The organism is Pseudomonas donghuensis, from assembly GCF_000259195.1.
Taxonomy (GTDB): domain Bacteria; phylum Pseudomonadota; class Gammaproteobacteria; order Pseudomonadales; family Pseudomonadaceae; genus Aquipseudomonas; species Aquipseudomonas donghuensis.
On sequence record NZ_AJJP01000170.1, the window covers coordinates 28,325 to 54,607 of the forward strand.

The following is a 26,283-nucleotide window of genomic DNA, read 5'->3' on the forward strand; positions in this document are numbered from 1 at the left end:
GGCTACAGGGCACTTGAACCTGGTCATGCTTGATTTCCATATCGAGCGTTTGAGGTGTCGGAATCTGCTGGATGATCGCCCGAGCGTCAACCCCGGGGGTGATGCAAAGCGTGTAGTTCCTGCAGCCGCGCCCTGGCCACATGGGTGTAGATCTGGGTGGTCGACAGGTCGCTATGGCCCAGCAGCATTTGCACCACCCGCAGGTCGGCGCCGTGGTTGAGCAAGTGCGTGGCAAAGGCATGGCGCAGGGTGTGCGGCGACAGGCTCTTGTCGATACCGGCCACCAGCGCCTGGTGCTTGATGCGGTGCCAGAAGGTCTGGCGGGTCATTTGCTCACCGCGCTGGCTGGGAAACAACACATCGCTGGGGCGCCCACCGAGCAGCTCGTTACGCCCGTCACGCAGGTAGCGCTCGATCCACACCACCGCCTCTTCCCCCATGGGCACCAGGCGCTCCTTGCTGCCCTTGCCCATCACCCGCAGCACGCCCTGACGCAGGTTGACCTGGTCCAGGGTCAGGCTGACCAGTTCGGTGACGCGCAAGCCACAGGCGTACAGCACTTCGAGCATGGCGCGGTCGCGCTGGCCGATCGGCTCGCTCAGGTCCGGCGCCTGCAACAACGCCTCGACGTCGGCTTCCGACAGGGATTTGGGCAACGGCCGACCCAGTTGCGGCATTTCCACCTGCAGGGTCGGGTCGAGGCCGATCAGCTTTTCCCGCAGCAAGTAGCGATAAAACCCTCGCACACCGGAGAGAAAGCGTGCCGTCGAACGCGGCTTGTAGCCCTGTTCCAGGCGCCAGGCCAGGTGATCGAGGATCAGTTCGCGCCCGGCATTGGGCAACTCGACGCCCTGCTCCTTGAGCCAGCCGTTGAACAGCGCCAGGTCGCTGCGGTAGGCATCGCGGGTGTTGTCGGCCAGGCCCTTTTCCAGCCATAGGGCGTCAAGAAACTGATCGATAAGCGGATGTTCAATAGCGGGCATGACAACTCTGCGGCAGGCGACGAAAACGAAGAATTGCCGCTAGTCTTCCATAACACTGCCGGCATAGGGAGCCCGAATGAACGAACAACAGATATTGCTGGCATTTGGCGGGATAGGTCTGGCGGCGCTGTGCTGCCAATGGCTGGCCTGGCGCCTGAAGCTACCGGCAATCCTTTTCCTGCTGCTCAGCGGCATTCTCGCCGGCCCCGTGCTCGGCTGGCTCGCCCCACAGGAACTGTTCGGCCCGCTGTTGATGCCACTGGTATCACTGGCAGTGGCGCTGATCCTGTTCGAAGGCAGCCTGACCCTGCACCTGTCGCAGTGGCAAGACATCGGCAGCGTAGTGCAGCGCATGGTCACCCTCGGCGCGCTATCGACCTGGCTGGTGATCACCCTCGCGACCCACTGGCTGCTGGATTTCGACTGGCTGCTGGCGACCCTGTTCGGCACCCTGACCCTGGTCACCGGGCCGACGGTGATCGTCCCGATGCTGCGGGTGGTGCGACCGAAAGCGGCCATCGCCAACATCCTGCGCTGGGAAGGCATCGTCATCGACCCGATCGGCGCACTGCTGGCGGTAGTGGTCTACAGCTTCATCATTGCCAGCGCCGCCGGTGATGGCCTGAGCCATAGCCTGGTGACCTTTGCCGGGGTGATTGTCTGCGGTAGCGCTTTCGGTGTGGCCGGCGGCTGGCTGCTGGGCCAGGTAATGCGTCACCAGTGGTTGCCCGAGTATTTGCACAATCTGGCTTCGTTGGCGGCGGTGCTGGGGATCTTCATTGCCGCCAACCACGTGATGCATGAGTCCGGGCTGTTGGCGGTCACCCTCATGGGCATGTGGCTGGCCAATATGAAAGGGGTGGATGTCCGGCAGATCCTGCACTTCAAGGAGAACCTCAGCGTGCTGCTGATCTCCGGGCTGTTCATCCTCCTGGCCGCACGCCTGGACCTCGATGCCTTGATTGGCTTGGGCCCGGCGGTACTGGCCTTGTTACTGATCATCCAGTTCATTGCCCGCCCCTTGAACGTCGCGCTGTCGACTGCGGGCTCGCACCTGAACTGGCGTGAACGCGCCCTGCTCGCCTGGATCGCCCCGCGCGGCATTGTAGCGGCGGCGGTATCGGCGATTTTTGCCATTCGCCTGGATCAAGCCGGGCATGAAGGCGCCCTGCTGCTGGTGCCGCTGACCTTCGCGGTGATCATCGGCACCGTGGTGCTGCAGAGCGCCACCTCGCGACCATTGGCGCGCCTGCTCAAGGTCGCCGAACCCGCGCCCAGCGGCTTTCTGATCGTCGGCGCCAACCCGCCGGCCCGCGCCGTGGCCAAGGCCCTGCAGCAACTCGATTGCCGAGTGTTGCTGGCTGACTCCAGCTGGGAGAACATCCGCGCCGCACGCATGGAGGGCTTGCCGACTTACTTTGGCCACCCGGCTTCGCAACATGCCGATGCCCACCTGGACCTGGTCGGGCTGGGCCATCTACTGGGGCTGTCACCTGCAGGCGAGCTCAATACCCTGGCCTGCACCCGCTTTCGCCATGACTTTGGCGCACAGCGGCTGTTCGTCCTGGCCAGCGGCCTGGAGGCCAAGCGCAGCGACAAGCACCGGGCCAGTGATGAACATCGCGGGCAGACGCTGGGGAACCAGCCGCTGACCTACGGGCAGTTGGCCGGCTTACTGAACAAAGGTGCCGAGCTGTATAGCACCAACCTGACCGAGGCCTTTGGCTGGACCGATTATCAGGCGCTGCATGGCGAGCGGGCGAACCTGCTGTTTGCCCGCGATGGTAGTGGCTGGGTGCATGTGTTCGGGCCGGACACTGCGCTGAAACCTGGGCCTGGGTGGACGTTGGTGGCGTTGATTCAACCAGATCAAGGCTAACCTCAAGGGCCTCATCGCTGGCAAGGACAGCTCCCACAGGGGCCGGTGCAAGCCGATCCATTGTGGGAACAACTGTCTGTCATCTGGTTAACGGTGGGAGCCGGCCCTGCCGGCGATGAGGCCTGACCTGCTGACGTCAGAACCCGGGCAACACCGGCACCGGGCGCTTGTCTTCATCAATGGCGACAAAGCTGAACAGGCCGTGAATGGCCTTCTCGCGGCTGTCACAGCTCATGCTTTCGACAAACACCTCGACCTCGACCTTGAGGCTGGTGTTACCCACAGTCGCTACCCGCCCGACCAGTTCGACGATGGAACCTGCGGCAATCGGGTGTTTGAAGTCGATGCGGTCGGTCGACACGGTCACCAGCGGCAAGCGGCAGAAACGCGTGGCGGCGATGAACGACACTTCGTCCATCCAGGCCAGCGCGGTGCCGCCGAACAGGGTGTTGTGGTGGTTGGTGGTGGACGGGAATACCGCCTTGGTCACGCGGGTCACCGACAGTTCGGTGCGGCGTTCGATTTCCTGCTCTCTGGGGCTCATGGGCTTCACATAGGACGACAAAATTCAGACAACAAAAAAGCAGCCCGAAGGCTGCTTTTTTCGCATGGTGGCCGCAGCCACCGGTCAAGCTGTCCTCAGGACAGTTTTTCCTTGATGCGAGCGGCTTTACCGGACAGGTCGCGCAGGTAGTACAGCTTGGCTTTACGCACGTCACCACGACGTTTCACGGCCAGGCTGTCGATTTGCGGGCTGTAGGTCTGGAAAGTACGCTCAACGCCAACACCGTTGGAGATCTTGCGAACAGTGAAAGCACTGTTCAGACCACGGTTACGCTTGGCGATTACAACGCCTTCGAAAGCCTGCAGACGCGAACGATCGCCTTCCTTCACTTTCACCTGAACGACGATGGTGTCGCCCGGGGCAAAGGTCGGGATCTCTTTGGACATCTGCTCAGCTTCGATCTGCTGAATGATTTTGTTGGTCATGCTGTGCTCCTAAGGTAAATCGTCGGATCTACCATCGATACGTTAACTATCGTCCCGCTCTCGGAGGTACTCCTCGAGCAGCTTCTTCTCTTCTCCAGAAAGTGAGCGACTTTCCAGAAGATCGGCGCGTCGTTCATAGGTCCGCCCAAGGGACTGCTGTAAACGCCATCGCCGGATGTGTGCATGGTTGCCACTAAGCAACACGTCGGGAACACGCTGATCCGCATACACCTCAGGTCGGGTGTAATGCGGGCAATCCAGCAGACCATCGGTGAAGGAGTCTTCCTCCGCCGAGTCCGCATGCCCTAAAGCTCCAGGCAGCAGTCGTGTAACCGCATCGATCAGGACCATCGCCGGCAGCTCGCCGCCAGACAGGACATAGTCTCCAATCGACCACTCTTCATCGACATGAGCTTCAATAAAGCGCTCGTCGATGCCTTCATATCGACCGGCTATCAGAATCAACGATTCATGCTTCGCCAGGTCTTTGACCGCCGACTGGGTCAGCTTGCGGCCTTGTGGGCTCAGGTAAATCACCTTCGCCGCCTCTCCGGTTGCCTGCCTGGCACTCACCAGGGCGTCTTCCAGAGGCTTGATCTTCATCACCATGCCCGGACCACCGCCAAACGGCCGATCATCCACCGTATGGTGACGATCTGTGGTGTAGTCCCGCGGGTTCCAGCAGGTCAGTTGCAACAACCCCTGTTTCACCGCGCGGCTGGTAATGCCGTACTCACTGATGGCCGAGAACATCTCGGGGAACAGCGTGATGACGTCTACGCGCAGGCTGGCCATTGCTTAGAAGTCCGCATCCCATTCGACCCTCATTTCGCCTGCAACCAGGTCGATCTTCAACACGCATTGCTCGGTATAGGGCAACAGGCGTTCTCGATCATCCAGGCTGCCCGCGCAGGGCTTGACCACCATTACATCGTTCGCGCCGGTCTCCAACAGGTGATCAATCTTGCCGAACAGCTGTTCGTCCTGATTGATGACTTTCAGACCCACCAACTGGTACCAGTAGTACTCGTCAGCAGACAGGTTGGGCAAAAGGCTACGCGAGATACAAATCTCATAACCGCTCAGAAGACGGGCTTCATCACGATCATCGAGGCCTTTGAGCTTGGCGACCAGGTCCTTTTGAGTGGAACGGCCACTGACCAGCTCGACCTGTTTTACCTTCCCTTCGTGCCGAAGCGTCCAGTGACGGTAATCCAACAGGTTTTCAATCGGATCGGTAAAGGAAAAGACCTTCACCTCGCCGCGAACGCCGTGAACCGAAAAAATCTTGCCGACGACGATCAGGTCATCTGCATTTTCTGGCGTCGCGTTCATACTGTTCAGGCAGCAGCCTTGGCAGCTTCCTTCAGCAGCTGAGCAACGCGCTCAGACGGCTGTGCGCCAACGCTCAGCCAGTGAGCAACGCGGTCTTCTTTAACGGACAGGCGAACTTCCTGGCCACGGGCGATAGGGTTGAAGAAACCAACCTGCTCGATGTGCGAACCGGTAACCGGGTTACGCGAGTCGGTCACGGTCAGGGTGTAGAATGGGCGCTTTTTAGAGCCACCACGGGCAAGACGGATGGTTAGCATTGAACATCGTTCCTGTAGTCGGTGCTGCAAATCATAATGCACAGCGGGCACACGGGTGCCCGAAAGGCCGCATATTCTCAAGGAATACACGGACTTTTGCAAATGCCTTTTTACGCCGGGTAAAAAGGCCAGCCTGCCGATCTGCGGTTTGTGCAGCCTTTATATAAAGGCTGCGGCGTTCCCGCCGAGGCGGGGTTCCGATCGTCGGCCCGTTTCCAGGCCGCCGATCCGAATGGGGTTACAGCTTGGGCATGCCGCCGCCGGGCATCATGCCACCCAGGCCGCGCATCATCTTGGCCATGCCGCCTTTGGCAGAAAACTTCTTCATCATCTTCTGCATCTGCTTGTGCTGCTTGATCAGACGGCCGATGTCCTGCACCTGGGTGCCGGAACCGAGGGCGATACGGCGTTTGCGCGAACCGCTGATCAGGTCAGGGTCGCGGCGCTCGGCCGGGGTCATCGAGTTGATGATCGCTTCCATCTGCTTGAACTGCTTCTCGGCGGCGCCCTGGGCGCTGCCCATCTGGGCCAGGTTGACGCCGCCGATACTCGGCAGCTTGTCCATCAGGCCGCCCAGGCCACCCATGTTCTTCATTTGTTGCAGCTGGTCACGGAAGTCTTCGAGGTCGAAGCCCTTGCCCTTCTTCAGCTTCTTGGCCAGCTTGTCGGCCTTTTCCTTGTCGAGTGTCTGCTCGGCCTGCTCGATCAGGCTGAGCACGTCGCCCATGCCGAGGATGCGCGAGGCGATGCGGTCCGGGTGGAACGGTTCGAGCGCATCGCTCTTCTCGCCCATACCGATGAACTTGATCGGCTTACCGGTAATCGCACGCACCGACAGCGCGGCACCGCCACGGGCATCACCGTCGACCTTGGTGAGGATCACACCGGTCAGCGGCAGCGCATCGCCAAACGCCTTGGCGGTGTTGGCGGCGTCCTGGCCGGTCATGGCGTCGACCACGAACAGTGTCTCGATCGGCTTGACCGCGGCGTGCAGGTCCTTGATCTCGGTCATCATTTCGGCGTCGATGTGCAGACGACCGGCGGTGTCGACGATGACCACGTCGATGAACTTGAGCTTGGCTTCGCGGATCGCCGCTTCAGCGATGGCCACTGGCTTCTGGCTGATATCGGACGGGAAGAAGGTCACGCCGATGTCGCCCGCCAGGGTTTCCAGCTGCTTGATCGCCGCCGGACGGTAGACGTCGGCCGACACCACCATCACGGTCTTCTTCTTGCGCTCTTTAAGGAAGCGCGCCAGCTTACCGGCGGTGGTGGTCTTGCCCGCGCCCTGCAGACCAGCCATCAGCACCACCGCAGGCGGCGCGGCGTTGAGCGCCAGGTCTTCGTTGGCGGCGCCCATCAGGCCTTCGAGCTCGGCCTGGACGATCTTCACGAACGCCTGGCCCGGGGTCAGGCTGCGTGACACTTCGGTGCCGACCGCACGCTCCTTGACCTTGTTGACGAAATCCTTGACCACCGGCAGGGCGACGTCAGCCTCGAGCAACGCCATGCGCACTTCGCGCAGGGTGTCTTTGATGTTGTCTTCGGTCAGCTTGGCCTTGCCGGTGACATGGCGCAGCGTCTGTGACAGACGGTCGGTCAGGTTTTCAAACATGGTGATCCTTTCGGGCTCTGTAGAACCGAGGTTTATCAGCTGCCTCTGGCGTATTCGGCCGGCCTTGGGCAGGGGCAGGCCGGCGATTATAACGAAGACTTGGCCCAGCGCACACCATGCCGTCGGCTGGCAGTCTTCCTAGGCGGGCGCGATCTATGCCAAACTCAGTCCCTTTCGGGCTTGCCTAACAGGACTTATGCTCCCCTTGTCACCCAGCTTGCTACCCAATCTCATCGCCGCCTGCCTGTATGCCGCCGCGACCTTCTATCAAGGCTCACGCCTGGCCCAGGGCACCAAGGCCGACAAACGCCTGCTCGGCCTGCTTGGCGCGCTGGCGGTCATTGCCCAGGGCACCGCGCTGTTCTGGCAGTTGCTCACGCCCCTGGGCCTGAGCCTGGACTTCTTCAGCGCCGCCAGCCTGATTGCCACGGCGGTGATCGCCCTGACCCTGCTGGCCTGCCTGCGCATCCCGGTGGAGAACCTGCTGCTGTTGCTGTTCCCGCTAGGCACCGCCACGGCCCTGATCGCCCAGTTTGCGCCGTCCGGCACGGTACCGCTGATCAACGAAGAGCCGGGCATCCTCGCCCATATCCTGCTGTCGATCCTGGCCTACGGCATGTTCACCATCGCCGTGGTCCAGTCCTTGCTGCTGCTGTTGCAGGATCACCAGCTCAAGCACAAGCACCCGTCCGGGCTGATCAAGAACTTCCCGCCGCTGCAGACCATGGAAAGCCTGCTGTTCGGCTTCCTCTGGGCTGGCTGGGGCCTGCTGTCGCTGTCGCTGATTTCCGGCTGGCTGTTCCTTGACAACCTGTTCGCCCAGCACCTGGTGCACAAGACCCTGCTGGCTTGCCTGGCCTGGATCGTCTTCAGCGTGCTGCTGTGGGGCCGTACGCGCCTCGGCTGGCGTGGGCACAAGGCGATTCGCTGGACTCTGGCCGGTTTCTGCCTGCTGATGCTGGCCTATTTCGGCAGCAAGCTGGTACGCGAATTCATCCTGCATATCTGACGGGCACAGGTAAATGGACGCTCTGCCGTTAGGACCGCTACTCGGCGTATTGGCACTGGCACTGCTCTGGTCGGCGCTGTTCACTGCGGTGGACACCGCCCAGCAGCTGAACGGCGCACGGCGCAACGCCCAGAGCGGCGAACACCCGGAACTTGCCGTCCCCCCCCAGGCCCTGGTGCTGTGCTCGACCCTGGGCAAACTGCTGGTGCTGGCCCTGGCCTGCCTGATGGGCCAGCGCTACAGCGGCGAACATGGCTTCTGGCTGGCCGGCCTGGGCGCCGCAGCCGTGCTGCTGATCTTCGCCGAATACCTGCCGCGGCAACTGGCCCGGCGCAACCCCCAGGCCTTTATCGGCCTGGGCAACAGCCTGCTCAAGGCGCCGCTCAAGCTGCTGCAACCCCTGGCCTGGCTGCTCGATGGCTGCGCGCGCCTGCTGCTGCGCCCGTTTCGCGTACAAAGCCATGCCGTGGCGGTGCACGACAACGACGCTGCCGACCGCTATGACACCGATGCGCCTGACACCGAACAGCGCCTGAACCTGCCCGAAAGCCTGCTGGCGCTGGACAAGATCACCGTCAACGACATCCTGGTGCCGCGCAACGATGTTGACGGCATCAACCTCGATGAGCCGATCGAGGCGATCATCGAGCAGTTGATCATCAGCCGCCACACCCGCCTGCCGGTCTACCACAGCGACATCAACCAGGTTGAAGCGATCCTCAACACCAAGCAGATCAGCCACCTGCTGCCCAATGCCGAGCTGACCCGCGAAACGCTGCAAGCGGCCTGCTACGAACCCTACTTCGTGCCGGAAAGCACCCCGCTGCAGCTGCAATTGCTGAATTTCCACAAGCAGCAGCGGCGCCTGGGGGTGGTGGTCGACGAGTACGGTGAAGTGCTCGGTATCGTTACCCTGGAAGACATCCTCGAAGAAATCGTCGGCGAATTCGAAGACGAGCACAGCCTCGACAACCCGCACATCCACCCCCAGGCCGACGGACGCTTCGTCATCGAAGGCAACGTGTCGATCCGCGAGCTCAATCGCACCCTGGGCTGGCACTTGCCCAGCGACGGTCCAAAAACCCTCAACGGCCTGGTCACCGAAGCCCTGGAAAGCATCCCGGAAAGCGCGGTATGCCTGAAAATCGGCCGTTATCGCCTGGAAATCCTCGAAACCGAGGACAATTGTGCCAGTCGCATACTGGTCTGGACGCTCAAGCGCTAGCTATACTGAGGCTCGCTTACCCAGCCCCAGCCGTCTCGCCCGCTACCCGCACCGGCGTCACACGGCCCGTCAGCCTGGCTGCACATTGCGCGCAATAGCGGTACTGGTTCACACCCCGAACCTTGCCCGCGCCCGCCCCTATCCCAAAAAGGCGTATGTTCAGCCACGCGACCATAACAATTCGCTTCGGCGCGCGCCTTTGCCTGCCTGTTCAAACAGGTTGGGGCCATGCCCATGGAGCATTCGACTGTCAGGGATAATCGTATGACAACCAGCAGCACCTACTCCGAAACCGCCCAGGCCAGCCCCGGCAATTCGCCGGCGCGGGTCGCCACCGCCAGCTTCATCGGCACTGCCATCGAGTTCTACGACTTCTACGTGTACGCCACCGCAGCCGCGCTGGTAATCGGTCCGGTGTTCTTTCCGCAGACCTCCGGCACCGCGCAGATGCTCTCGGCATTCCTGACCTTCGGTATCGCCTTCCTCGCCCGGCCCCTGGGCTCGGCGCTGTTCGGCCACTTCGGCGACCGCATCGGGCGTAAGTCGACCCTGGTGGCCTCGCTGCTGCTGATGGGTGTCTGCACCACCCTGATCGGCGTACTGCCCGGCTACGACAGCATTGGTGCCTGGGCGCCGATCCTGCTCTGTGTATTGCGCTTCGGCCAAGGCCTGGGCCTGGGCGGCGAATGGGGCGGCGCGGCCCTGCTGGCCACCGAGAACGCGCCCAAAGGCAAGCGCGCCTGGTTCGGCATGTTCCCGCAACTGGGCCCGTCCATCGGTTTTCTGGCGGCCAACGGCCTGTTCCTGACCCTGGCCATGGTCCTGAGCGACGAGCAGTTTCGCAGCTGGGGCTGGCGCGTCCCGTTCCTGCTCAGTGCCGTCCTGGTCATCGTCGGCCTGTATGTGCGCCTGAAGCTGGAAGAAACCCCGATCTTCGCCAAGGCCGTGGCCCGTCACGAGCGGGTGAAAATGCCGGTGGTCGAGTTGTTCGCCCAATACTGGGCCCCGACCCTGCTGGGCGCTGCGGCCATGGTGGTGTGCTATGCGCTGTTCTACATCTCGACGGTGTTCTCGCTCAGCTATGGCGTCTCGACCCTGGGTTACAGCCGCGAGACCTTCCTCGGCCTGCTGTGCTTCGCGGTACTGTTCATGGCCCTGGCCACGCCACTGTCGGCCTGGCTCAGCGACCGCTACGGGCGCAAGCCGGTGCTGATTGTCGGCGGCGTGCTGGCGATTGCCTCGGGCTTTACCATGGAGCCGCTGCTGACCTCGGGATCGACCACCGGCGTGGCGCTGTTCCTGGCTATCGAGCTGTTCTTGATGGGCGTGACTTTCGCGCCGATGGGGGCGCTGCTGCCTGAGCTGTTTCCGACCCACGTGCGTTACACCGGGGCGTCGGCAGCCTATAACCTGGGCGGGATTGTCGGGGCCTCGGCGGCGCCGTTCTTTGCCCAGAAGCTGGTGGCCATGGGCGGCCTGAGCTGGGTCGGCGGGTATGTGTCGGCGGCGGCTGTATTGAGCCTGATTGCGGTGCTGTGCCTGAAAGAGACGCGGCACTCGGAGCTTTGACAAGCGGGGCTGCTGCGCAGCCCATCGCTGGCAAGGCCAGCTCCCACAGGGTTCGCGCAATGCAGATCCATGGTGGGAGCCAGCCTTGGGTTTAGAACTCTACCGTGACCGCCTGCGAAGCACGGGTCGCCTTGGCCCGGGCGGCTTCGATCGACTCGTCACGGGCCAGGCACACGCCCATGCGCCGCTGGCCGTTGACCTCAGGCTTGCCGAACAGGCGAATGGCGGTATCCGGCTCGCTCAGGGCGGCGCCCAGGTTGGCGAACGCGGTCTGCTGCGACTGGCCTTCCACCAGAATCACCGCCGAAGCCGACGGGCCGAACTGGCGGATCAGCGGGATCGGCAAGCCCAGGATTGCTCGCGCATGCAGGGCGAACTGCGACAGGTCCTGGGAAATCAGGGTCACCAGACCGGTGTCGTGCGGGCGCGGCGAGACTTCGCTGAACCACACCTGATCGCCTTTGACGAACAGTTCGACCCCGAACAGGCCACGGCCACCCAGCGCCTCGGTCACCGCCTTGGCCACCCGCTCGGACTCGGCCAGGGCCACCGGGCTCATGGCTTGCGGCTGCCAGGATTCTTGGTAATCGCCCTTTTCCTGGCGATGACCGACCGGCGCGCAGAAGGTGGTGCCGCCGACATGACGAACGGTCAACAGGGTGATTTCGTAGTCGAAATCGATAAAGCCTTCGATGATCACCCGGCCCTTGCCGGCACGCCCGCCTTCCTGGGCGTAGTCCCAGGCCTTGCGCACATCGTCAGCGCTGCGCAGCAGGCTCTGGCCCTTGCCCGACGAGCTCATTACCGGCTTGACCACGCACGGGAAACCCAGGTCTTCGACGGCCTTGGAGTACTCCTCGAAGGTATCGGCAAAATGATACGGCGAGGTCGGCAGGTCCAGCTCTTCGGCGGCCAGGCGACGGATGCCTTCGCGGTTCATGGTCAATTGCGCGGCACGTGCGGTCGGCACCACGGTGAAGCCTTCGTTTTCCAGTTCGACCAGGGTCGCGGTGGCGATGGCTTCGATTTCCGGGACGATGTAGTGCGGCTTCTCGGCTTCGATCACGGCCCGCAGGGCGGCGCCGTCGAGCATGTTGATCACGTGGCTGCGATGAGCCACCTGCATGGCCGGGGCATTGGCGTAACGGTCCACGGCAATCACTTCAACACCCAGGCGTTGCAGCTCGATCACCACTTCCTTGCCCAGCTCGCCGCAGCCACAAAGCAGTACGCGGGTCGCGGTCGGCGACAATGGGGTTCCGATACGGGTCATTTCAGGTCCTCAGAGGGAAGAACATCCTGGGCCGCCCCGTACTCGGTGCAACCCGGTGAAAAGGAGCGCCATTTTACATGAACCGTGGCCGTCGGCCTCAGCCGGTGACCACCCGCTTGCGCGCGCGCCAGGCCATGGCCAGCCAGACCACGGTAACCCCGGCGAATTTCGACGCCAGGGCGGTGCCGACCACAGCCGGGGTCAGGGCGCCGATAATGCCGAAGAAGATAAAGGTGTCGATCGGGATACTCAGCGCCGAGCTCAACCACAGGCGATCATGCAACGGCCGCTTGGTCAGGGTGAACACCAGCCAGTCGATGCATTCGGACACGGCAAAGGCTGTGGCACTGGCCAGGGCGATGGCCGGCTCCGAGGTGATATAGGACAGCACCAGGGCCGCCAGCATGGCAATCAGCGCGCCGTGGCCGAAGCGGGTCTGGACCATGTCACGGAGGATGAACACCAGCCCGCCCCAGGCGGACCAGATGACGTCCAGGTGCGGGGCACTGGAGAAGGCGTAGTTGATCAGCACTACGCTGCTGATATAGGCAATCAGAAAGAACATGGGATCGACCGCTGGGCAAGCGCTACAGGGTACTGCAGCGACTGCCGGCGGCCAAGGGGCGGATCACGCGCCGACGCTGAAGACCAGCCCGGCGGCGACTGCCCGCTCATGGCACAGCGTGAGCACCTGGCGGCGCTCGCTGTTGTCCATCCGCCCCCAGCGAGTGATTTCAGCGGCGCTGCGCTGGCAGCCGGTGCAGATATCAGCGTCGTCCAGCGCGCAGATCTGCACGCAAGGCGAGGCAACCGGACGTTCAGGGCTGCTCATCAATCCTCCTGGGGTGCCAGGTCGCTGGCATAGCGCTCGGCATTGTGCACATAGTGCGCGGCGCTGGCTTCGAGCATTTTCTTCTGCGCGTCGCTCAGTTCGCGCACCACCTTGCCCGGCGAGCCCATGACCAGCGAGCCGTCGGGAATCTCCTTGCCCTCGGGGATCAGCGCATTGGCGCCGATGATGCAGTACTTGCCGATGCGTGCACCGTTGAGGATCACCGCGTTGATGCCGATCAGGCTGTAATCATCGACCGTGCAGCCGTGGAGCATGGCGTTGTGACCGACGGTCACGCCCTTGCCCAGGGTCAGCGGCGAGCCCATGTCGGTGTGCATCACCGTGCCATCCTGGACGTTGCTGTTCTCGCCGATATCGATCAGCTCGTTGTCGCCGCGCAGCACCGCGCCGAACCAGACGTTGGCGCCCGCCTGCAGGCGGACCTTGCCGATCAGCGTGGCGGTCGGCGCAACCCAGCTGCGCGGATGGGTTTCGACCCGCAGGTCGCCCAGACGGTATTTCATGCGTGGTTCCTCACGGTGCGGCGTGGCTGGCGGGTGCACCCGCTCAAATGGGGGTGAAACGTTCAGGTGGCTGATGCAGGCTGATGTTGGCATCGTAAAGCAAGTTGACCAGCTCGACGATCATGATTGCCGACAGGCCCCAGATCTTGTACTCGCCGTAGCGGTAGCTGGGCACGTACCAGCTACGGCCCTGGTAATCGATACGGTGGGTATGGTCGCGCGGGTCCTGGCGGAAGAACTCCAGCGGTACGGTAAACACCGCGGCGATCTCGGCATCGTTGGCCTGGTACTCGACAAAATCCGGGATCAGGCCAACGAAAGGCGTGACCTTCAGGCCGTGCAGGGAGATCAGCGGGCTCAGCGGACCGATGATTTCCACCAGGCCTGGCGGCAGGCCGATCTCTTCTTCGGCTTCACGCAGGGCGGTGAAGATCAGGTCGGGGTCTTCCGGGTCACGGCGACCGCCCGGGAAGGCAACCTCGCCACCGTGGGTCGACAGCCCCTTGGCGCGCAGGGTCAACACCAGTTCCGGCTCTTCGCTGCGGGTGATGGGCAATAACACAGCGGCCTCGGGAAAACGTCGGTCCGTCTCCAGGGTACTCGGCGTATGACTGCTCACGCGGCGAAGTAGCTCGTCCAGCATTGCTCTCTCTCGATTCCAAAGCCTGTCCTGCATGATGCACCAAAGCCGCGAACCGCCCAAGCCCCGACGACGATCCGGCTTGCGGCGGCGGTGACAGTGGCGCCAAGATAGGCGCACCTAACAGGAATAAAAGCATGAAATTCTGCAGCGCGTGCGGCAATCCGGTGATTCAGCGTATTCCCGAGGGCGATACCCGCCTGCGTTTTGTCTGCGATCACTGCAAGGCCATTCATTACCAGAACCCCAATATCGTCGCCGGGGTGCTGCCGATCTGGGGCAGCCAGGTGCTGTTGTGCCGCCGCGCCATCGAACCGCGCCGTGGTTACTGGACCTTGCCGGCCGGTTTCATGGAGAACGGTGAAACCATGGACCAGGCCGCCCGCCGGGAAACCATCGAAGAAGCCTGCGCCCGGGTCGGGACCATGAGCCTGTATCAGCTGTTCGACCTGCCGCACATCAACCAGGTGCACGTGTTCTTTCGCGCCGAACTCGCCGACCTGGACTTCGCCGTCGGCGTCGAGAGCCTGGAAGTGCGGCTTTTCGACGAAAGTGAAATCCCCTGGGACGAGCTGGCTTTCCGCACCGTCAGTCGTACCCTAGAATGCTATTATCGTGACCGCATCGAGCAACGCTTCCCGATTGGCAACGAATGCCTTTCGCCCATGCTCGTCTTGTCACCCAACACCTAGCATTTTCAGGGATATCGTTTCATGCGCTGGTTGCTTGCCCTTTTCTGCCTCAGTGTGGCTTCGATGTCCCAGGCGGGTTTCACCGAAACCATCATTACCCGGCCGGTCGACAAGACCGCGCCTTCGCCACTGCAACCGCAACAGCCGAAGCCTGCGATGATCGACAAGATCCTGGTGATCAAGTCCGAACGCCGCCTGCAGCTCATCAGTGACGGCGCGCCGCTGAAGACCTACCGCATCTCCCTGGGCAAGCAGCCCAAGGGCGCCAAGGTGCAGGAAGGCGACAAGCGCACCCCCGAAGGTTTCTACTGGATCGATTGGCGCAAGCAGAGCGATCGCTACAACCTGGCCATGCATGTGTCCTACCCGAACATCAGCGACGCCGCCCGCGCCCGTCGTGAAGGCGTCCCGCCAGGCGGCATGATCATGATCCACGGCACGCCCCTGAGCGAGGAGTACCCGGAAGAGGTGTTCCACACCCTGGACTGGACCGAAGGCTGCATCGCCATGACCAACCGCGACATGCGCGAGGTGTGGAACATGGTGCCGGACGGCACCATGATCGAAATCCGGCCCTGAGCTCCGTCACCATTTGAGCCTGCGGCTCAGCCTCGAATCATCGGGCTTGAGCCACTGGGCGCTGAGCAGCACCGGGGCCAAGGTTGCGCCGGGTTCGACAGCGCCTTGCAAACGCCCGCGGCGCTGGCGCAGGTCGGCGTCCAGTTCGAACTGATGCTGCCCCTGCAACTGCAATTGCGCCAACAGGTGCATGCCGACCGAGCAATCAACCCGCACCCGGGTGGCGCCCAACGGCACTGACCATGGCGCAACCAGTGCCAGGTTGTGGCCAGCGATCTCACCCTGGCTGCCCTGGCACTGCCGACCGCTACCCTGCACTTCGATCCGGCCTGTCCACTCGCCCGTCAGGCGATAGGACAAAGGCATTGCCAACGTGCGCTGCCACGGCTCGACAGCGGCGGTCCAGTTCCACGGCCAGCCAGCCACCTTGAGCTGCCAGTCCTGCCCCTGAAACCCGAGGTTGACCTGCGCCTGCAAACGCCAGGGCTGCCAGTGCCAGGCAAGCGGCCCCACCTGCCCCAGTCGCTGAGCCTGGCCTTGCCAGAGGCTGCCGGAGACACCCTGGGCGGCCATGGGCGCGAGCAACCAGTTCGCCGGTAACCCGGCCAATACGCTCACCAAGAACACCAGGCTGAACCAGCCGATGCGCTTCATTGTTGCAACTCCAGCTCGAAGGTCATGGCGGACTCAGCCTGCTCCAGTGACCAGCGCAGCGGGCGCAGGCCTTCGCCCTGCACGGCCAGTAACCAGCGCTGCAAACCTTGCTCATCGGCTGCGCGGCCCTTGATCTGCCAGCTGTGATTTTCCGCCAGTACCTGGTTGAGGACGATGCTGTTTGCCTGGGCTGATTGTTGCAGTTGCTCGACACTGAAGCGCGCGTCGACCGGCACGCTGGCCGCCGACCGCGCCAGCGCCTGCCACTGCTGCGCGGCCTGCCAGCGGGCCATGCCCTCGCGCATCACCAGGGTCAGCAGTAACAACGCGACCGTTGCCCAGGCGGCCGGCAGTAACCAGCGGCGCTGTATCCACTCACTCATGACGCCGCTCCCAGGTCGAAGACCAGTTGCAATTGATCTTCGCCACCGACGACTTCAACCAGCACACCGACCTGCTTGGCGATGGCCTCCCAGGTCGCGGCCGCAGGCGGCTGATTGCCACGAAGGCGCAGCGTCCAGCGTTGCCCGTCGAAGCCGGTGGCGGTCATGTGCCAGGCAGGCTGCGCTTGCAGCCATTGCTGCAACGCCGCCTGCAGCTGCTCGATCTGGCGCAGGCGCAGTTGGCGATCTTCCTCGGCCTGACGCAGGCGCTTGAGGACCTGGGCGGCCTGCCGCGGTGAAGTGACCGGCCCGGTCACGGCGACCACCTGCGCCTTGTAGACCTCGCTCTGGCGCCATTGCTGGGTCAGCCACAAGCCACTCCAGAGCAGGCCCAGTAGCGCGCACGCGCCAATCAGTCGCCATTGCCCGGGGGCCATTGGAAGCCGCAGCCGCAGCTCACGTGCCGGGCGCAGGTCAAACAGGCTGGGCAAACGCTCCAGCGCGACCAGTCGGGGTGGCCAGGCACCCTCGAACTGTTCGCGTTGCAGGCCCGGCCAAGGTGCCGGCAGGTTCGGCCCGAGCAAGGTCGGCCAAGCCAGCCAGTGCTGTCGGGACTGTTCGGTTACGCCCTTGAGCAACAACAGATCAGGGCTGCGCTGCCAGCACAGGGCCGTGCCTGCCGGCGTATCCGCCATCAACTGAAACTCGGCCCAGCAACGCTCCACGACTAGCCCCCAGTCCGTACACTGGGCCAACCACTGGCCGAGCAGCGCCTGATCGACGCTGACCAGCTCCAGCTGATTGCCCTGGCGCGACACACAGCCACAACGGATGGACTCGGCGGGCTGCAGCAAACGCTCTTCAAGCAGCAGCGGCCACTCGTCACGCTTGAGCCCCGGTGGCGCCGCAAGCTGGCAATGGCTGCACTGGTTGCCCGGCAGGACCAGCGCCACGCAAGCGCCGTCAGGGCTGGGTGGCGGTCCCTCGCCGGCTTCGCGCCTGCCGTCTGCCAGGCGCAGCCAGCTCCAGGGCGCGTGCCCAAGGCCAGGCCGTAGCAGCAGCCAGTTGCTCGCGCGTGGAGATTGCCAGCGCTCAAGCCATTTCATCAGGGCGCCTCCGGCAGGGCGAAGGTACAGACATAAGGTGCTCCATCACGCTTGAACTCAAGCCGTATGCCGCGATCCGGGGCGGATCGCTCGGCAGAAGGAAAGGCCAGCCAGCGGCCCGAGTGAAAAAAGGAGAAGCTCGGCGCCGCAACCTGATCGAGCTGATCGCGCTCATGCCACTGCGGTTTCCCCACCGCATACAGGTCGGCGGAGGTTTCCAGCAGCAGGCGTTGGCCGCGTGGGTCGTAACTGAGGCGCTGGCGCTGCACGCGTGAACCGCCTTCAGCTTGCGGCCAGGCACTGCGGGCCACCCAGTGCAGTTGCAAGGCGGCGGGTTGCCAGTCCAGCCAATTGATTGCCAGAGGCAGGCGCTGCTCGTAGAGCTGACGCAACACCGTCGAGTCGAAGCGCCGCTCCAGGGCCAGGCAAAAATTCAGTACCGGCGAGGCCTGGGCAGGTTGTTGCAGGCGTTCGCGCACACCCACCCAGGCATTGACCAGCGCTGCCAGCAAGCCCCCCAGCACAGCAGTCAGGGCCAGGGCCACCAGCAGTTCGAGCAAGGTCAGGCCCTGCTGACGGCGCTTCATGGGCGCACCAGGAAGATGCGGTACTGGCCAAGGGGGTCGCGCCCGTCACGGTCGGCAAACAGGCGCAACTCGCCACGGCGCAGGTTGCGCACGCCCGTGGACGTCAGTTGCAGCTGCCAATGACAGAGGCCATCGCCCTGCTGCAATTGCCCGCCAACGCTGTTGTCCATCGGCCAGTACTGCTCGACGGCAAAACGCGCCTGCAGCTCCCGGGCACAGAACACGCCCAGGCGGTGTTGCTGCACGCTCTGCTGCACCGCCAGGCGCTGGCGCAGCACCTGGCTGGTCATGATGGCCAAGGCTGCGGCAATCCCTAAGGCCACGGTCACCTCCAGCAGGGTGAAACCTCGCTGTGCGCGCCTCACCGCGGTGCCCTGTGCAACTGGCCGGCGCCGTTCCACTGCCAACGCTGGGCCCCCTCCGGCCAATGCCAGTTCAAGGCAGCACTGCGGGCAACACCGGAGGGGGTGAACACCAGGCGTGGCTCGCGGCTGGCTGGCCAGTCGGCTTGCAAAACTGGCGGCCAGTCGCCCAAGGCAACGGGCTCGGCCTGCCAACGCTCATCGATCAGGCGGACAAATTCGGGACGGCTGCCATTCCAGCGCAGGCCACGAATCTCCCCGCCATGCAGCGCCAGCTCCGCCTGCTGGCGACTGGCACTGGCCAGGCGCTCAAGGGCCTGGTGCACCGGCGCCTTGCCGCTGTCGAGCCAGGCAATGCTCAAGGTGCTCATCAGCCCGGCAATCAGCAGCACCACAAGCATTTCCAGCAGGGTAAAACCACGCTCGGCGCGCATGCCTAGAGTTCCCAGTTACCCAGGTCGGCATCGATGCCTTCGCCGCCCTCGACACCATCGGCGCCCAGCGAGTAAATGTCGATGCGCCCGTGCTGGCCGGGGGCACGGTACTGATACGCCGTGCCCCACGGGTCTTGCGGCAGGCGGCGGATGTAACCGTCGGCGCGCCAGGCGCGTGGCAGCGGCTCTAGCGTCGGTTTGCTGACCAACGCCGACAGGCCTTGCTCGGCCGACGGGAAACGCAGGTTGTCGAGGCGGTACATGTCCAGCGCCTGCTCCAGGGTCGACAGGTCGGCCATGACCTTCTGCTTCATGGCCTTGTCCTGGCTGCCGAGCACGCTGGGGGCGACCACGGCGATCAACAGGCCGATGATGAAGATCACCACCATGATTTCCATCAGGGTGAAACCGCGCTGACGCGCGCGTGGGCTGTGCATGGTCTTGCTCCTTTTCAAAGTGTCAGTCCCTGGTTGAGCTGCATGATCGGCAACAGCACGGCGAGGACGATGAACAACACCACCGCGCCCATGACCAAAATCATCAGCGGTTCGAACAGCGCCATGGCGCTGTCCACCTGGCGGGCGAAGCCGCGCTCCTGGTTGTCGGCGACCCGTTCGAGCATGTCCGGTAGCGTGCCGCTGGCCTCGCCACTGGCGACCATGTTCAGCAGCAACGGCGGGAAGTGGCCGCTGGCATCCAGCGCCCGGTGCAGGCTGACCCCGCCCTGCACATCAGTGCTGACCCGTTGCAGGGCCAGGTGAATGCGCCGGTTGTTGACCGTGGCCGTGGCCACTTGCAGGGCTTCGAGCAACGGTACGCCGCTGCCGGCCAGAATCGCCAGGCTGCGCGACAGGCGCGCGCTCTCCAGCACCGCCAGCAGGTTGCCGATCCGTGGCAGGCGCAGCAGCAGGTCGTCGCGGCGCAAACGCCAGTGCGGGCGGCGCAACAGCCAGGCGCCGAGCAGGGCCGCCAGCGCCCCGCCGATCAGCAACCACGGGCCGAGCAGCACCAGCAGGTCGCTGATGCCGATCAGCAGCGAGGTGATCCACGGCAGGCTCTGCCCCGAGTGGGCAAACTGTTCAGTGAGCTTGGGCACCACGAAAGTCATCAGGCCAACCACCACCGCCAGCGACACGCCCATCAGCACACAGGGGTAGATCAGTGCCGTACGTGCCTTGTGCTGCTGGCGCTGGACCTGCTCCAGGTGTTCGGCCAGCCGTTCCAGCACCTGGGCCAGGCGCCCGGAGCGCTCGCCAGCTTCGACCAGCGCGCAATACAAACCGGAAAACAAGCCCCCCTGGCGCGCCAGGCTGCGGGCCAGGCTAAGGCCTTCGGCGAGCGAACCGCGCACCGCTACCAGCACGTTGCGCAAGGCCGGCTCCACCAGTTGCCGCTCCAGGGTCGCCAGGGCATCCACCAGGGGAATGCCGGCGCCGGTCAGGGTCGCCAGTTGCCGGGTCAGTTCACACAACTGGGCGCGGTTGACGCGCTGGCGTCGCGGCTGGGCGTTGCCGGTTTCGTGGCGTTGCAACTGCCGGGTGAACAGCCCCTGCTCACGCAATAACTGGCGGGCATGGCGCTCGCTGTCGGCCTGGATACTGGCCTTGTGCGCCCGCCCGCTGAGGTCCACTGCCTGGTAGCGAAAGGTCGGCATGGCTCAGCCCTGCACCGCGCGCAGCACTTCGGCGAGGCTGGTGTCGCCGCGGCGCAGGCACTCGCTGGCCATGCCGGCCAGGCTCTGCCGACGCCCGGCCAGGTGTTCGTGCATGGCCACTTCGCTGGCGCCGTCGTAGAGCAAGGCGATCAAGCCGGCGTCCAGTTCGATGAATTCATAAAGGCCGAGCCGACCACGATAGCCCGTGCCCTGGCACTGCTCGCAGCCCACGGCATGAAATGTCTCACTCAACTCGGCCAGCTCCGGCCACAGCTGCCGCTCGGCCGCCTGTAAGGGCTGCGCTCGGGCACACGGGCACAGACGCCGGACCAGACGCTGGGCCATGACCCCGCGCAGGCACGAGGCAATCAGGAACGGCTCGATGCCCATGTCGCGCAGACGCGTCACCGCGCCGACGGCGCTGTTGGTGTGCAGGGTCGAAAGTACCAGGTGGCCGGTAAGGCTGGCCTGCACGGCGATCTGCGCGGTCTCGCGGTCGCGGATCTCGCCGAGCATGATCACGTCCGGGTCCTGGCGCAGGATCGCCCGCAGGCCGGTGGCAAAGGTCAGCCCGGCGCGCGGGTTGATTGCGGTCTGGCCGATACCGGCAATGGCGTATTCGACCGGGTCCTCGACGGTGAGGATATTGCGGCTGCCGTCGTTGAGGCTGTTGAGGCTGGCGTAGAGGGTGGTGGTTTTACCCGAGCCGGTCGGCCCGGTGCTCAGGACGATGCCATTGGGCCGCGCCAGGCAAGCGCGCAAGCCCTGCTCCACGGCCTGCGGCATACCGAGGTTGGCCAGCGCCAGCAAGCTGGCCTGCTTGTCGAGCACACGCATCACCACCCGCTCGCCATGGATGCCCGGCAGGGTCGACACCCGCACGTCCACTTCACGCCCAGCCGAGCGCAGGGTGATACGGCCATCCTGGGGCTGGCGCTTCTCGGCGATGTCCAGCCGGGCCATGACCTTGATCCGCGACACCAGCATCGCCGACAGCGCTCGCGGTGGGCGCAGCACTTCGCGCAAATGACCGTCGACGCGCAGGCGCACCACCAGGCTCTGCTCGAAGGTCTCGATATGAATGTCCGATGCCTGCAAGCGCAGGGCCTGGGCGAACAGGCCATTGATCAGGCGGATTACCGGCGCTTCGTCATCGCTTTCGAGCAGGTCTTCAATGCGCGGCATTTCGCTCATCAGGCCGTCGAGGTCGACCTGCTCGCCGATGCCTTCGATCAGCGCTGCGGTGGCGCCTTCGCCGGCCTGGTACAGCTGCCCCAGCTGACTGTCGAAACTGGCGCTGTCCAGGTGGCAGACCTGATCCGGTTGGCCCTGTACGCGCAGCAGTTCCTGCAATTGATCGCTATCGGCATCACTGCGCAGCCACAAGCTCCAGCCAGTCGCCGAAGGCGCCACGGCAAGGCCGGCCTGGCGGGCCAGGCGATAGGGCAACAGTTCCATCACCAGACACCCTCGTCCAGGCGCTGGCGGCTGGCCGGGAAGGCCTGCAACAGCTTGCCGTCGTCACTGATGGCCGGCAGCTTGAGGGCGGTGTCCTGTTGCAGGTTGCGGTACTTCTCGGTGCTCAGGCTGGCCAGGCTCGGGCCGTCACGCAGGATCCGCGGGCGAATGAACACCATCAGGTTCTGTTTCACGCCCTGGTGCCCGGAGGAGCTGAACAGCCGCCCCAGCCAGGGAATATCGCCGAGCAACGGCACCTTCTGTTTGCTCGACGTGACCTCGTCACTGATCAGGCCGCCGAGGATCACCAGGCCGTTGTCCTCGACCATGACCTTGGTCTTGATCTCGCGCTTGTTGGTAATCACGTCGCTGGCTGAGGCGTTGTCGGCAATCGAGGAGACCTCCTGGACAATATCCAGGCGCACGGTGTTGTCGATGTTGATCTGTGGCTTGATGCGCAGCTTGACCCCGACCTCCTTGCGCTCAATGGTTTGGTAGGGGTTGGTGTTGTCCTGGGTCACGGAGCCGGTGACGAAGGGCACCTCCTGGCCGACCAGGATCGATGCCTCGGCGTTGTCCAGGGTCAGCAAGGTGGGGGTCGACAGCAGGTTGAAACCGCTTTTGCTTTTCAGCGCGTTGACCAGCACGGCGAAGTTGAAGCCGCCGCCGAAGTTGCCAAAGCCTGCGGTCAGGCCGTTGGTCCCGGACAGCAGCTTGCCCAGTGCGGCATTGTCCTTGGCTGCGGCGGCGCCCGCGATGGCGGCGATACTCGCGCCGCCGGTGCCGAAATTGACCGTGCCGGCGCCGAAGTGCTCATCGGCGAACAGCCACTGCACGCCCAGCTCTTCGGCGCGTGAATCCGAGACTTCGGCAATGATCGCCTCGACCACCACCTGCGCCCGGCGCACATCCAGTTGCTCGACGATGTTGCGATAGGCCGCCAGCTCACTGTCGGGGCCGACCATGACCACGGCGTTGGTACCTTCTTCGTACTCCAGGCGGATACCCGAGCTGCTCACTGGCGGCGGCGCCTTGTCATCCTTGCCACCTTCGCCCGTTCCGGCTGGCAGGCTGTCCTGGCTGAGGCTACGCAGCACCTTGACCACTTCGCTGGCGTTGGCGTGGCGCAGGTAGATCACCTGGGTGTTGGAACTGCGCAGGTTATCGCCGGGGCGATCCAGTTGCGCGAGCAAGGCCCGCACCCGCTCACGGCTGTCGGCACTGCCGCGCACCAGCAAGGCATTGCTGCGCGGATCGGCCACCACCTGGGCGCTGTCGGCGCCCTGCTCGCGGGCCAGCAACTGGCTGATCAACTTGCTGGTGTCGTTGGCGCTGGCATGTTGCAGCGGCATCACCTGCATCGGTTCGTCACTGACCTGGTCGAGCTGCAGCAACAGGCTGTCGATGCGCTCCAGGTTGCTGCGCCAGTCGGTGATCACCAACAGGTTGGCCGCCGGATACGGAGTGATCACCCCAACCCGTGGATCGATCAGCGGCTTGAGAATCCCCAGCAGTTGCTCGCTGGCGGCATTGCGCACATTGAACACCCGGGTGGCGACACCGTCGCTGCCTTGCGCCGATTTGCCCGCGCGCTCCACCGGTACCGGCTCAAGCCGTGCAGCCTGGTCGGGGACGATCTTGACGCTGCCGTTGGGCAGGTCGACGGCGGCAAAACCCTGGGCCCGCAGCTGGGCCAGGAAGATGTCGTAGATCGCTTCGCTGTCGTGACGATCGACGGTGCGCACAGTGACCTTGCCCTTGACCCGCGGATCGACGATGAAGGTGGTGCCGGTGATCTGCGAAACACTGTCGATGAACTCGCTCAGTTCGGTGTCGACGAAATTGACTTCGTACAACGGCGTCTCGTTGTCATCCAGCGCCACCGGTTCTTCAGCCCATGCCAGGTTGAGGCCCAGGCTCAGCACGCTGGCCAGGCAGAGTCTTGCGATCATCATTCATCCTTGGCGCTTGAAGCCGGTCACGGCGGGCCGTGGCGGCCAGGGCAGGCGTTCGCGCCGCCCCTGGTTGTCGAAAATCAGGCCCTGGTCGTCGATGCTCTCAAGGACGATGCCCGGGGCCAGGCGCTGGCCACGGCGCACGGTGCGCGTGGCCTGGCCGTAACGCAGCACCACCACGGTGGCGCTCAGCGGCACGGCCCTGAGGCCGCCCAGGTACTGCAGCGGTAAACGGGTCAGCGGCACGCCGCCGCTGTCGGCCTCGGCCTGCCAGTGGCCGAGCATCAGGCCCGGCAATGGCGTAGCGTCCTGTACCTGGGCCACTGCCGGCACAGGTGCCCGGCTGAGCTGCAGCACGCACTGGGCGGCGAGCCAGGCGGCCAGGGTCAGCAGTGCGCCGCTGAACAGGCGCGAGACGCTGATCACGCGTTCAACTCACGCGGATGCCAGCCGGGATGGCCCTGGACATAGCGCAGCTGCGGCAATTGCAATGCCGGCAGTTGCCAGTCGGCTGGCTGTTTCGACAGCCAGGCTTCGACCCGTTGCCACAGTGGCTCGCCGCTGCTGGAGGCGTACTGCAGGCCGAAGGTACGGCACTGTCCTTGCACTTCGCTGAAACCGGACACGCGCTTGCCGCTCGGGCTGTAGCTGAGCTGCCAGGGCTGGCCCAGCCAGCGCGGCAGGTCCTGGCTGTTGTCGAGTAACAGCGGGTCGCCAAACAGTTGCTCGGCGGCGTTTTCCAATACCTGTTCGACTTGCCGGGCGGGCGCTTCGACCACCGGCGCCGGGTAGCTGCCGGTCAGGCTGATCAGGTGTTCGCGAGTGATGGCCTGGCCGGCGGCCAGAGGGCTGTCGTAACGCAGGCCTGGCAACAGCACCGGGTAGTCGCTGTCGGCCGACAGCGCTTGATGCAGCACGCGGTCCCAACTGCCGCCACGCGTATCGCGGCGCCACAGTGCCTGCGGTGCCCGGGCCAGGGGTTGATCGAGCCAGGCGGCGTGACCGGCGCGTTGCTGCGCCAACAGCCCACGCAACTGCGCCGCACGGGCCTGGGCGGTGGGCGTCAGGCTGCTGTCGAAAGCTGGGTAAAAGTGAGCGCTGAACTGCCATTGCCCGCCAGCGCGTTGGCAGCGGACTTGAAAGGCGCCGCTGGCCCGGCTGCCGGCAAACAGCACTGGCACCCGCTTGCCACTGGCTTGCAGCACGCTGACCGGTTCGGGCCAGAAGTCCTGGCCACGGGCGCAGAGCAACAGGTCGGCGTCGCTCAAACGCTCGGCCAGCCACAAGCCCGGGCCGGTGCCGACATCGGCCAGGGCGATCACCAGTTCGGCTTGGCCGCGGGCCTGCTCGAAGGCCGGCAACAGCGATTGGTACCACTGTTTGAGCGAGGCTTTCTGGTCCTGGGCATAGGGGTCGGTGATGCCGACCACTGCAACCCGTACCCCGCCACGGCGAATGACCGTCAACGGCGTAACACCCAGCGCAGCGGACTGCTCCGGGGCAAGACCTGCGCCCAGCACAGCCTGCCCATATTGCCGATAAAGCCCGCTGCAACGCTGCGGCCAGAGCACCCGCTCATCGCTGCTGACGCGCACGTCGCTGGCCAGCAATTGGCTGCCTTCAACACCACTGCCACCCTGGGTCAGGTAGGCCAGGCCACTGCCGTTCCAGCCCTGGCCGTTCTCCAGGGTCAGGCAGTTCCCGGCCCCGGCGGTTTGGCGCAGTTGCTCCAGCACAGCCGCCAGCACCGCATAGCCACCGGTGCGCACGCCATCGGCCAGGTTGGCATCGAGCAGCGGGTTGAGTTCGGCTCGCGCCTGGCGGGCGCTGGCGCCGGTCATCCAGGGTGCCTGGCCCAGGTGGGTCACCGGCCCCAGGCGCGTGGCCGGGACCACCGGTTTGCCCGCCTGGCGGGCGTCGAGGGTGTCGGCGAAATACAGCACATCCAGCCAAGCATCGTTGCCGGTCGACGTCCCGCCCAGACCCGCACAGGCCGTGAGCAGCGGCGCCGCAGCGCCAACGCCAATCCAGTTCAACACTTCCCGTCTGTGCATGTTCAGCCTGTCCCGTCGCCTTCGCGCTTGTTGGTTGTCGGGCCGGGATATTGGGGCGCCTGGATTACAGTTTGATGGCAGTTAATCGACAGCCCAGGCAAAACCTCAGGCAAATCAGGTGGTAACGATTTATTTCTTCAACGCCTTTTAACAAAACTGCCAATCAATCATCACACTTGCTCACTAAAGTCCCGGTTTCTTTCACGCCGCATCATTGAACAAAAGGAACTGAAC

Annotated in this window: 30 protein-coding genes; 6 read left to right on the forward strand and 24 right to left on the reverse strand. The window is 64.2% G+C overall.

Annotated elements, in window-relative coordinates; genetic code table 11:
* Positions 1-86: 86 nt before the first annotated feature.
* The gene (gene xerD / locus UW3_RS0100800) at positions 87-983 is read right to left on the reverse strand and encodes a site-specific tyrosine recombinase XerD (RefSeq protein WP_010220239.1); all 897 of its coding nucleotides are present in this window, start codon (positions 981-983) and stop codon (positions 87-89) included.
* A gap of 76 nt (positions 984-1,059) precedes the next feature.
* On the opposite strand from xerD, the gene UW3_RS0100805 reads away from it, so the two are divergent.
* Positions 1,060-2,862, forward strand: coding sequence for a cation:proton antiporter (locus UW3_RS0100805; RefSeq protein ID WP_010220241.1), 1,803 nt, complete (start codon positions 1,060-1,062; stop codon positions 2,860-2,862).
* 136 nt (positions 2,863-2,998) lie between these two features.
* On the opposite strand, the gene UW3_RS0100810 is transcribed toward UW3_RS0100805, so the two are convergent.
* The 6 genes from UW3_RS0100810 to ffh all read right to left on the reverse strand — a co-directional run bounded on the left by UW3_RS0100810 (position 2,999) and on the right by ffh (position 7,059).
* A complete protein-coding gene (locus tag UW3_RS0100810; RefSeq protein ID WP_010220243.1) occupies positions 2,999-3,406 on the reverse strand; it encodes an acyl-CoA thioesterase in 408 nt (135 codons plus the stop codon).
* A 95-nt stretch (positions 3,407-3,501) separates the two neighbouring features.
* Positions 3,502-3,852, reverse strand: coding sequence for a 50S ribosomal protein L19 (rplS, locus tag UW3_RS0100815; RefSeq protein ID WP_010220244.1), 351 nt, complete (start codon positions 3,850-3,852; stop codon positions 3,502-3,504).
* Between the two features lie 42 nt (positions 3,853-3,894).
* Positions 3,895-4,647: a tRNA (guanosine(37)-N1)-methyltransferase TrmD gene (trmD, locus tag UW3_RS0100820; RefSeq protein WP_010220245.1), complete on the reverse strand. Its 753-nt coding sequence runs from the start codon at positions 4,645-4,647 to the stop codon at positions 3,895-3,897.
* A 3-nt stretch (positions 4,648-4,650) separates the two neighbouring features.
* Entirely contained in the window at positions 4,651-5,187 is a 537-nt protein-coding gene (gene rimM, locus UW3_RS0100825; RefSeq protein WP_010220246.1) for a ribosome maturation factor RimM, read from the reverse strand.
* Positions 5,188-5,192: 5 nt separating this feature from the next.
* Entirely contained in the window at positions 5,193-5,444 is a 252-nt protein-coding gene (gene rpsP / locus UW3_RS0100830; protein WP_010220247.1) for a 30S ribosomal protein S16, read from the reverse strand.
* Between the two features lie 238 nt (positions 5,445-5,682).
* Positions 5,683-7,059: a signal recognition particle protein gene (gene ffh, locus UW3_RS0100835; protein ID WP_010220248.1), complete on the reverse strand. Its 1,377-nt coding sequence runs from the start codon at positions 7,057-7,059 to the stop codon at positions 5,683-5,685.
* Positions 7,060-7,255: 196 nt separating this feature from the next.
* Here ffh and UW3_RS0100840 point away from each other — a divergent pair, with 196 nt between their 5' ends.
* The 3 genes from UW3_RS0100840 (at position 7,256) to UW3_RS0100850 (ending at position 10,862) form a co-directional block, all read left to right on the forward strand.
* Complete coding sequence (locus tag UW3_RS0100840; RefSeq protein ID WP_010220249.1) at positions 7,256-8,068, forward strand: cytochrome C assembly family protein; 813 nt, start codon at positions 7,256-7,258, stop codon at positions 8,066-8,068.
* Positions 8,069-8,081: 13 nt separating this feature from the next.
* Positions 8,082-9,293, forward strand: coding sequence for a transporter associated domain-containing protein (locus UW3_RS0100845; protein ID WP_026001140.1), 1,212 nt, complete (start codon positions 8,082-8,084; stop codon positions 9,291-9,293).
* A 264-nt stretch (positions 9,294-9,557) separates the two neighbouring features.
* Positions 9,558-10,862, forward strand: a complete 1,305-nt coding sequence (locus tag UW3_RS0100850; RefSeq protein WP_010220252.1) for an MFS transporter — start codon at positions 9,558-9,560, stop codon at positions 10,860-10,862.
* A gap of 91 nt (positions 10,863-10,953) precedes the next feature.
* Here the strand turns inward: UW3_RS0100850 and purT are convergent, their stop codons facing one another.
* From purT to UW3_RS0100875, 5 genes are all read right to left on the reverse strand, one after another.
* Positions 10,954-12,135, reverse strand: coding sequence for a formate-dependent phosphoribosylglycinamide formyltransferase (purT, locus tag UW3_RS0100855; RefSeq protein ID WP_010220253.1), 1,182 nt, complete (start codon positions 12,133-12,135; stop codon positions 10,954-10,956).
* Between the two features lie 97 nt (positions 12,136-12,232).
* Positions 12,233-12,700 carry a VUT family protein gene (locus UW3_RS0100860; protein ID WP_010220254.1) on the reverse strand — a complete coding sequence of 156 codons (468 nt, stop codon included), beginning with the start codon at positions 12,698-12,700 and terminating at the stop codon, positions 12,233-12,235.
* A gap of 63 nt (positions 12,701-12,763) precedes the next feature.
* Entirely contained in the window at positions 12,764-12,967 is a 204-nt protein-coding gene (locus UW3_RS0100865) for a DUF1289 domain-containing protein (protein ID WP_010220255.1), read from the reverse strand.
* The gene (locus UW3_RS0100870) at positions 12,967-13,491 is read right to left on the reverse strand and encodes a gamma carbonic anhydrase family protein (protein WP_010220256.1); all 525 of its coding nucleotides are present in this window, start codon (positions 13,489-13,491) and stop codon (positions 12,967-12,969) included. The genes UW3_RS0100865 and UW3_RS0100870 overlap by 1 nt, the downstream gene beginning before the upstream one ends.
* 43 nt (positions 13,492-13,534) lie before the next feature.
* Entirely contained in the window at positions 13,535-14,134 is a 600-nt protein-coding gene (locus UW3_RS0100875; RefSeq protein ID WP_010220257.1) for a CoA pyrophosphatase, read from the reverse strand.
* A 134-nt stretch (positions 14,135-14,268) separates the two neighbouring features.
* Here UW3_RS0100875 and UW3_RS0100880 point away from each other — a divergent pair, with 134 nt between their 5' ends.
* Together UW3_RS0100880 and UW3_RS0100885 are read left to right on the forward strand one after the other, a co-directional pair.
* Positions 14,269-14,823 (forward strand): NUDIX hydrolase, encoded by a 555-nt coding sequence (locus UW3_RS0100880; protein ID WP_010220258.1) that lies wholly within the window; start codon positions 14,269-14,271, stop codon positions 14,821-14,823.
* Positions 14,824-14,844: 21 nt separating this feature from the next.
* Positions 14,845-15,402 (forward strand): L,D-transpeptidase family protein, encoded by a 558-nt coding sequence (locus UW3_RS0100885; RefSeq protein WP_010220259.1) that lies wholly within the window; start codon positions 14,845-14,847, stop codon positions 15,400-15,402.
* A 6-nt stretch (positions 15,403-15,408) separates the two neighbouring features.
* Here UW3_RS0100885 and gspN read toward each other — a convergent pair whose 3' ends face one another.
* Genes gspN through UW3_RS0100945 form a run of 12 tightly spaced genes read right to left on the reverse strand, consistent with a single transcriptional unit; the run spans position 15,409 to position 26,049 of the window.
* Positions 15,409-16,056: a type II secretion system protein N gene (gene gspN / locus UW3_RS26350; RefSeq protein ID WP_010220260.1), complete on the reverse strand. Its 648-nt coding sequence runs from the start codon at positions 16,054-16,056 to the stop codon at positions 15,409-15,411.
* A complete protein-coding gene (gspM, locus tag UW3_RS0100895; RefSeq protein ID WP_010220261.1) occupies positions 16,053-16,439 on the reverse strand; it encodes a type II secretion system protein GspM in 387 nt (128 codons plus the stop codon). Before gspM ends, gspN begins: the two co-directional genes overlap by 4 nt.
* Positions 16,436-17,545: a GspL/Epsl periplasmic domain-containing protein gene (locus UW3_RS0100900; protein ID WP_010220262.1), complete on the reverse strand. Its 1,110-nt coding sequence runs from the start codon at positions 17,543-17,545 to the stop codon at positions 16,436-16,438. Before UW3_RS0100900 ends, gspM begins: the two co-directional genes overlap by 4 nt.
* Positions 17,545-18,132, reverse strand: a complete 588-nt coding sequence (locus UW3_RS0100905; protein WP_010220263.1) for a prepilin-type N-terminal cleavage/methylation domain-containing protein — start codon at positions 18,130-18,132, stop codon at positions 17,545-17,547. Before UW3_RS0100905 ends, UW3_RS0100900 begins: the two co-directional genes overlap by 1 nt.
* The gene (locus UW3_RS0100910) at positions 18,129-18,497 is read right to left on the reverse strand and encodes a type II secretion system protein GspI (RefSeq protein WP_010220264.1); all 369 of its coding nucleotides are present in this window, start codon (positions 18,495-18,497) and stop codon (positions 18,129-18,131) included. The genes UW3_RS0100905 and UW3_RS0100910 overlap by 4 nt, the downstream gene beginning before the upstream one ends.
* The gene (locus UW3_RS0100915) at positions 18,494-18,928 is read right to left on the reverse strand and encodes a prepilin-type N-terminal cleavage/methylation domain-containing protein (RefSeq protein ID WP_010220265.1); all 435 of its coding nucleotides are present in this window, start codon (positions 18,926-18,928) and stop codon (positions 18,494-18,496) included. Before UW3_RS0100915 ends, UW3_RS0100910 begins: the two co-directional genes overlap by 4 nt.
* A gap of 2 nt (positions 18,929-18,930) precedes the next feature.
* Positions 18,931-19,365, reverse strand: coding sequence for a type II secretion system major pseudopilin GspG (gspG, locus tag UW3_RS0100920; RefSeq protein ID WP_010220266.1), 435 nt, complete (start codon positions 19,363-19,365; stop codon positions 18,931-18,933).
* 14 nt (positions 19,366-19,379) lie between these two features.
* On the reverse strand, positions 19,380-20,582 hold the full coding sequence (gspF, locus tag UW3_RS0100925) for a type II secretion system inner membrane protein GspF (RefSeq protein ID WP_010220267.1): 1,203 nt from the start codon (positions 20,580-20,582) through the stop codon (positions 19,380-19,382).
* A gap of 3 nt (positions 20,583-20,585) precedes the next feature.
* Positions 20,586-22,034, reverse strand: coding sequence for a GspE/PulE family protein (locus UW3_RS0100930; protein WP_026001142.1), 1,449 nt, complete (start codon positions 22,032-22,034; stop codon positions 20,586-20,588).
* 5 nt (positions 22,035-22,039) lie between these two features.
* Complete coding sequence (gene gspD / locus UW3_RS0100935) at positions 22,040-23,992, reverse strand: type II secretion system secretin GspD (RefSeq protein ID WP_010220270.1); 1,953 nt, start codon at positions 23,990-23,992, stop codon at positions 22,040-22,042.
* A 3-nt stretch (positions 23,993-23,995) separates the two neighbouring features.
* A complete protein-coding gene (locus UW3_RS0100940; RefSeq protein ID WP_010220271.1) occupies positions 23,996-24,421 on the reverse strand; it encodes a pilus assembly protein PilZ in 426 nt (141 codons plus the stop codon).
* Complete coding sequence (locus UW3_RS0100945) at positions 24,418-26,049, reverse strand: bifunctional UDP-sugar hydrolase/5'-nucleotidase (protein ID WP_010220273.1); 1,632 nt, start codon at positions 26,047-26,049, stop codon at positions 24,418-24,420. Before UW3_RS0100945 ends, UW3_RS0100940 begins: the two co-directional genes overlap by 4 nt.
* Positions 26,050-26,283: the final 234 nt, after the last annotated feature.

What these genes read in the sequence shown, in the direction of transcription:
- gspF (WP_010220267.1), bottom strand. Translation starts at nt 20,582, where the DNA reads ATGCCGACCTTTCGCTACCAGGCAGTGGACCTCAGCGGGCGGGCGCAC.
- UW3_RS0100885 (WP_010220259.1), top strand. Translation starts at nt 14,845, where the DNA reads ATGCGCTGGTTGCTTGCCCTTTTCTGCCTCAGTGTGGCTTCGATGTCC.
- xerD (WP_010220239.1), bottom strand. Translation starts at nt 983, where the DNA reads ATGCCCGCTATTGAACATCCGCTTATCGATCAGTTTCTTGACGCCCTA.
- rpsP (WP_010220247.1), bottom strand. Translation starts at nt 5,444, where the DNA reads ATGCTAACCATCCGTCTTGCCCGTGGTGGCTCTAAAAAGCGCCCATTC.
- UW3_RS0100945 (WP_010220273.1), bottom strand. Translation starts at nt 26,049, where the DNA reads ATGCACAGACGGGAAGTGTTGAACTGGATTGGCGTTGGCGCTGCGGCG.
- gspN (WP_010220260.1), bottom strand. Translation starts at nt 16,056, where the DNA reads ATGAAGCGCATCGGCTGGTTCAGCCTGGTGTTCTTGGTGAGCGTATTG.
- UW3_RS0100915 (WP_010220265.1), bottom strand. Translation starts at nt 18,928, where the DNA reads ATGCGCGCCGAGCGTGGTTTTACCCTGCTGGAAATGCTTGTGGTGCTG.
- UW3_RS0100845 (WP_026001140.1), top strand. Translation starts at nt 8,082, where the DNA reads ATGGACGCTCTGCCGTTAGGACCGCTACTCGGCGTATTGGCACTGGCA.
- gspD (WP_010220270.1), bottom strand. Translation starts at nt 23,992, where the DNA reads ATGATCGCAAGACTCTGCCTGGCCAGCGTGCTGAGCCTGGGCCTCAAC.
- UW3_RS0100880 (WP_010220258.1), top strand. Translation starts at nt 14,269, where the DNA reads ATGAAATTCTGCAGCGCGTGCGGCAATCCGGTGATTCAGCGTATTCCC.
- purT (WP_010220253.1), bottom strand. Translation starts at nt 12,135, where the DNA reads ATGACCCGTATCGGAACCCCATTGTCGCCGACCGCGACCCGCGTACTG.
- rimM (WP_010220246.1), bottom strand. Translation starts at nt 5,187, where the DNA reads ATGAACGCGACGCCAGAAAATGCAGATGACCTGATCGTCGTCGGCAAG.
- trmD (WP_010220245.1), bottom strand. Translation starts at nt 4,647, where the DNA reads ATGGCCAGCCTGCGCGTAGACGTCATCACGCTGTTCCCCGAGATGTTC.
- UW3_RS0100850 (WP_010220252.1), top strand. Translation starts at nt 9,558, where the DNA reads ATGACAACCAGCAGCACCTACTCCGAAACCGCCCAGGCCAGCCCCGGC.
- UW3_RS0100805 (WP_010220241.1), top strand. Translation starts at nt 1,060, where the DNA reads ATGAACGAACAACAGATATTGCTGGCATTTGGCGGGATAGGTCTGGCG.
- UW3_RS0100840 (WP_010220249.1), top strand. Translation starts at nt 7,256, where the DNA reads ATGCTCCCCTTGTCACCCAGCTTGCTACCCAATCTCATCGCCGCCTGC.
- UW3_RS0100875 (WP_010220257.1), bottom strand. Translation starts at nt 14,134, where the DNA reads ATGCTGGACGAGCTACTTCGCCGCGTGAGCAGTCATACGCCGAGTACC.
- UW3_RS0100905 (WP_010220263.1), bottom strand. Translation starts at nt 18,132, where the DNA reads ATGAAGCGCCGTCAGCAGGGCCTGACCTTGCTCGAACTGCTGGTGGCC.
- UW3_RS0100900 (WP_010220262.1), bottom strand. Translation starts at nt 17,545, where the DNA reads ATGAAATGGCTTGAGCGCTGGCAATCTCCACGCGCGAGCAACTGGCTG.
- ffh (WP_010220248.1), bottom strand. Translation starts at nt 7,059, where the DNA reads ATGTTTGAAAACCTGACCGACCGTCTGTCACAGACGCTGCGCCATGTC.
- rplS (WP_010220244.1), bottom strand. Translation starts at nt 3,852, where the DNA reads ATGACCAACAAAATCATTCAGCAGATCGAAGCTGAGCAGATGTCCAAA.
- UW3_RS0100865 (WP_010220255.1), bottom strand. Translation starts at nt 12,967, where the DNA reads ATGAGCAGCCCTGAACGTCCGGTTGCCTCGCCTTGCGTGCAGATCTGC.
- gspG (WP_010220266.1), bottom strand. Translation starts at nt 19,365, where the DNA reads ATGCACAGCCCACGCGCGCGTCAGCGCGGTTTCACCCTGATGGAAATC.
- UW3_RS0100810 (WP_010220243.1), bottom strand. Translation starts at nt 3,406, where the DNA reads ATGAGCCCCAGAGAGCAGGAAATCGAACGCCGCACCGAACTGTCGGTG.
- UW3_RS0100860 (WP_010220254.1), bottom strand. Translation starts at nt 12,700, where the DNA reads ATGTTCTTTCTGATTGCCTATATCAGCAGCGTAGTGCTGATCAACTAC.
- UW3_RS0100870 (WP_010220256.1), bottom strand. Translation starts at nt 13,491, where the DNA reads ATGAAATACCGTCTGGGCGACCTGCGGGTCGAAACCCATCCGCGCAGC.
- gspM (WP_010220261.1), bottom strand. Translation starts at nt 16,439, where the DNA reads ATGAGTGAGTGGATACAGCGCCGCTGGTTACTGCCGGCCGCCTGGGCA.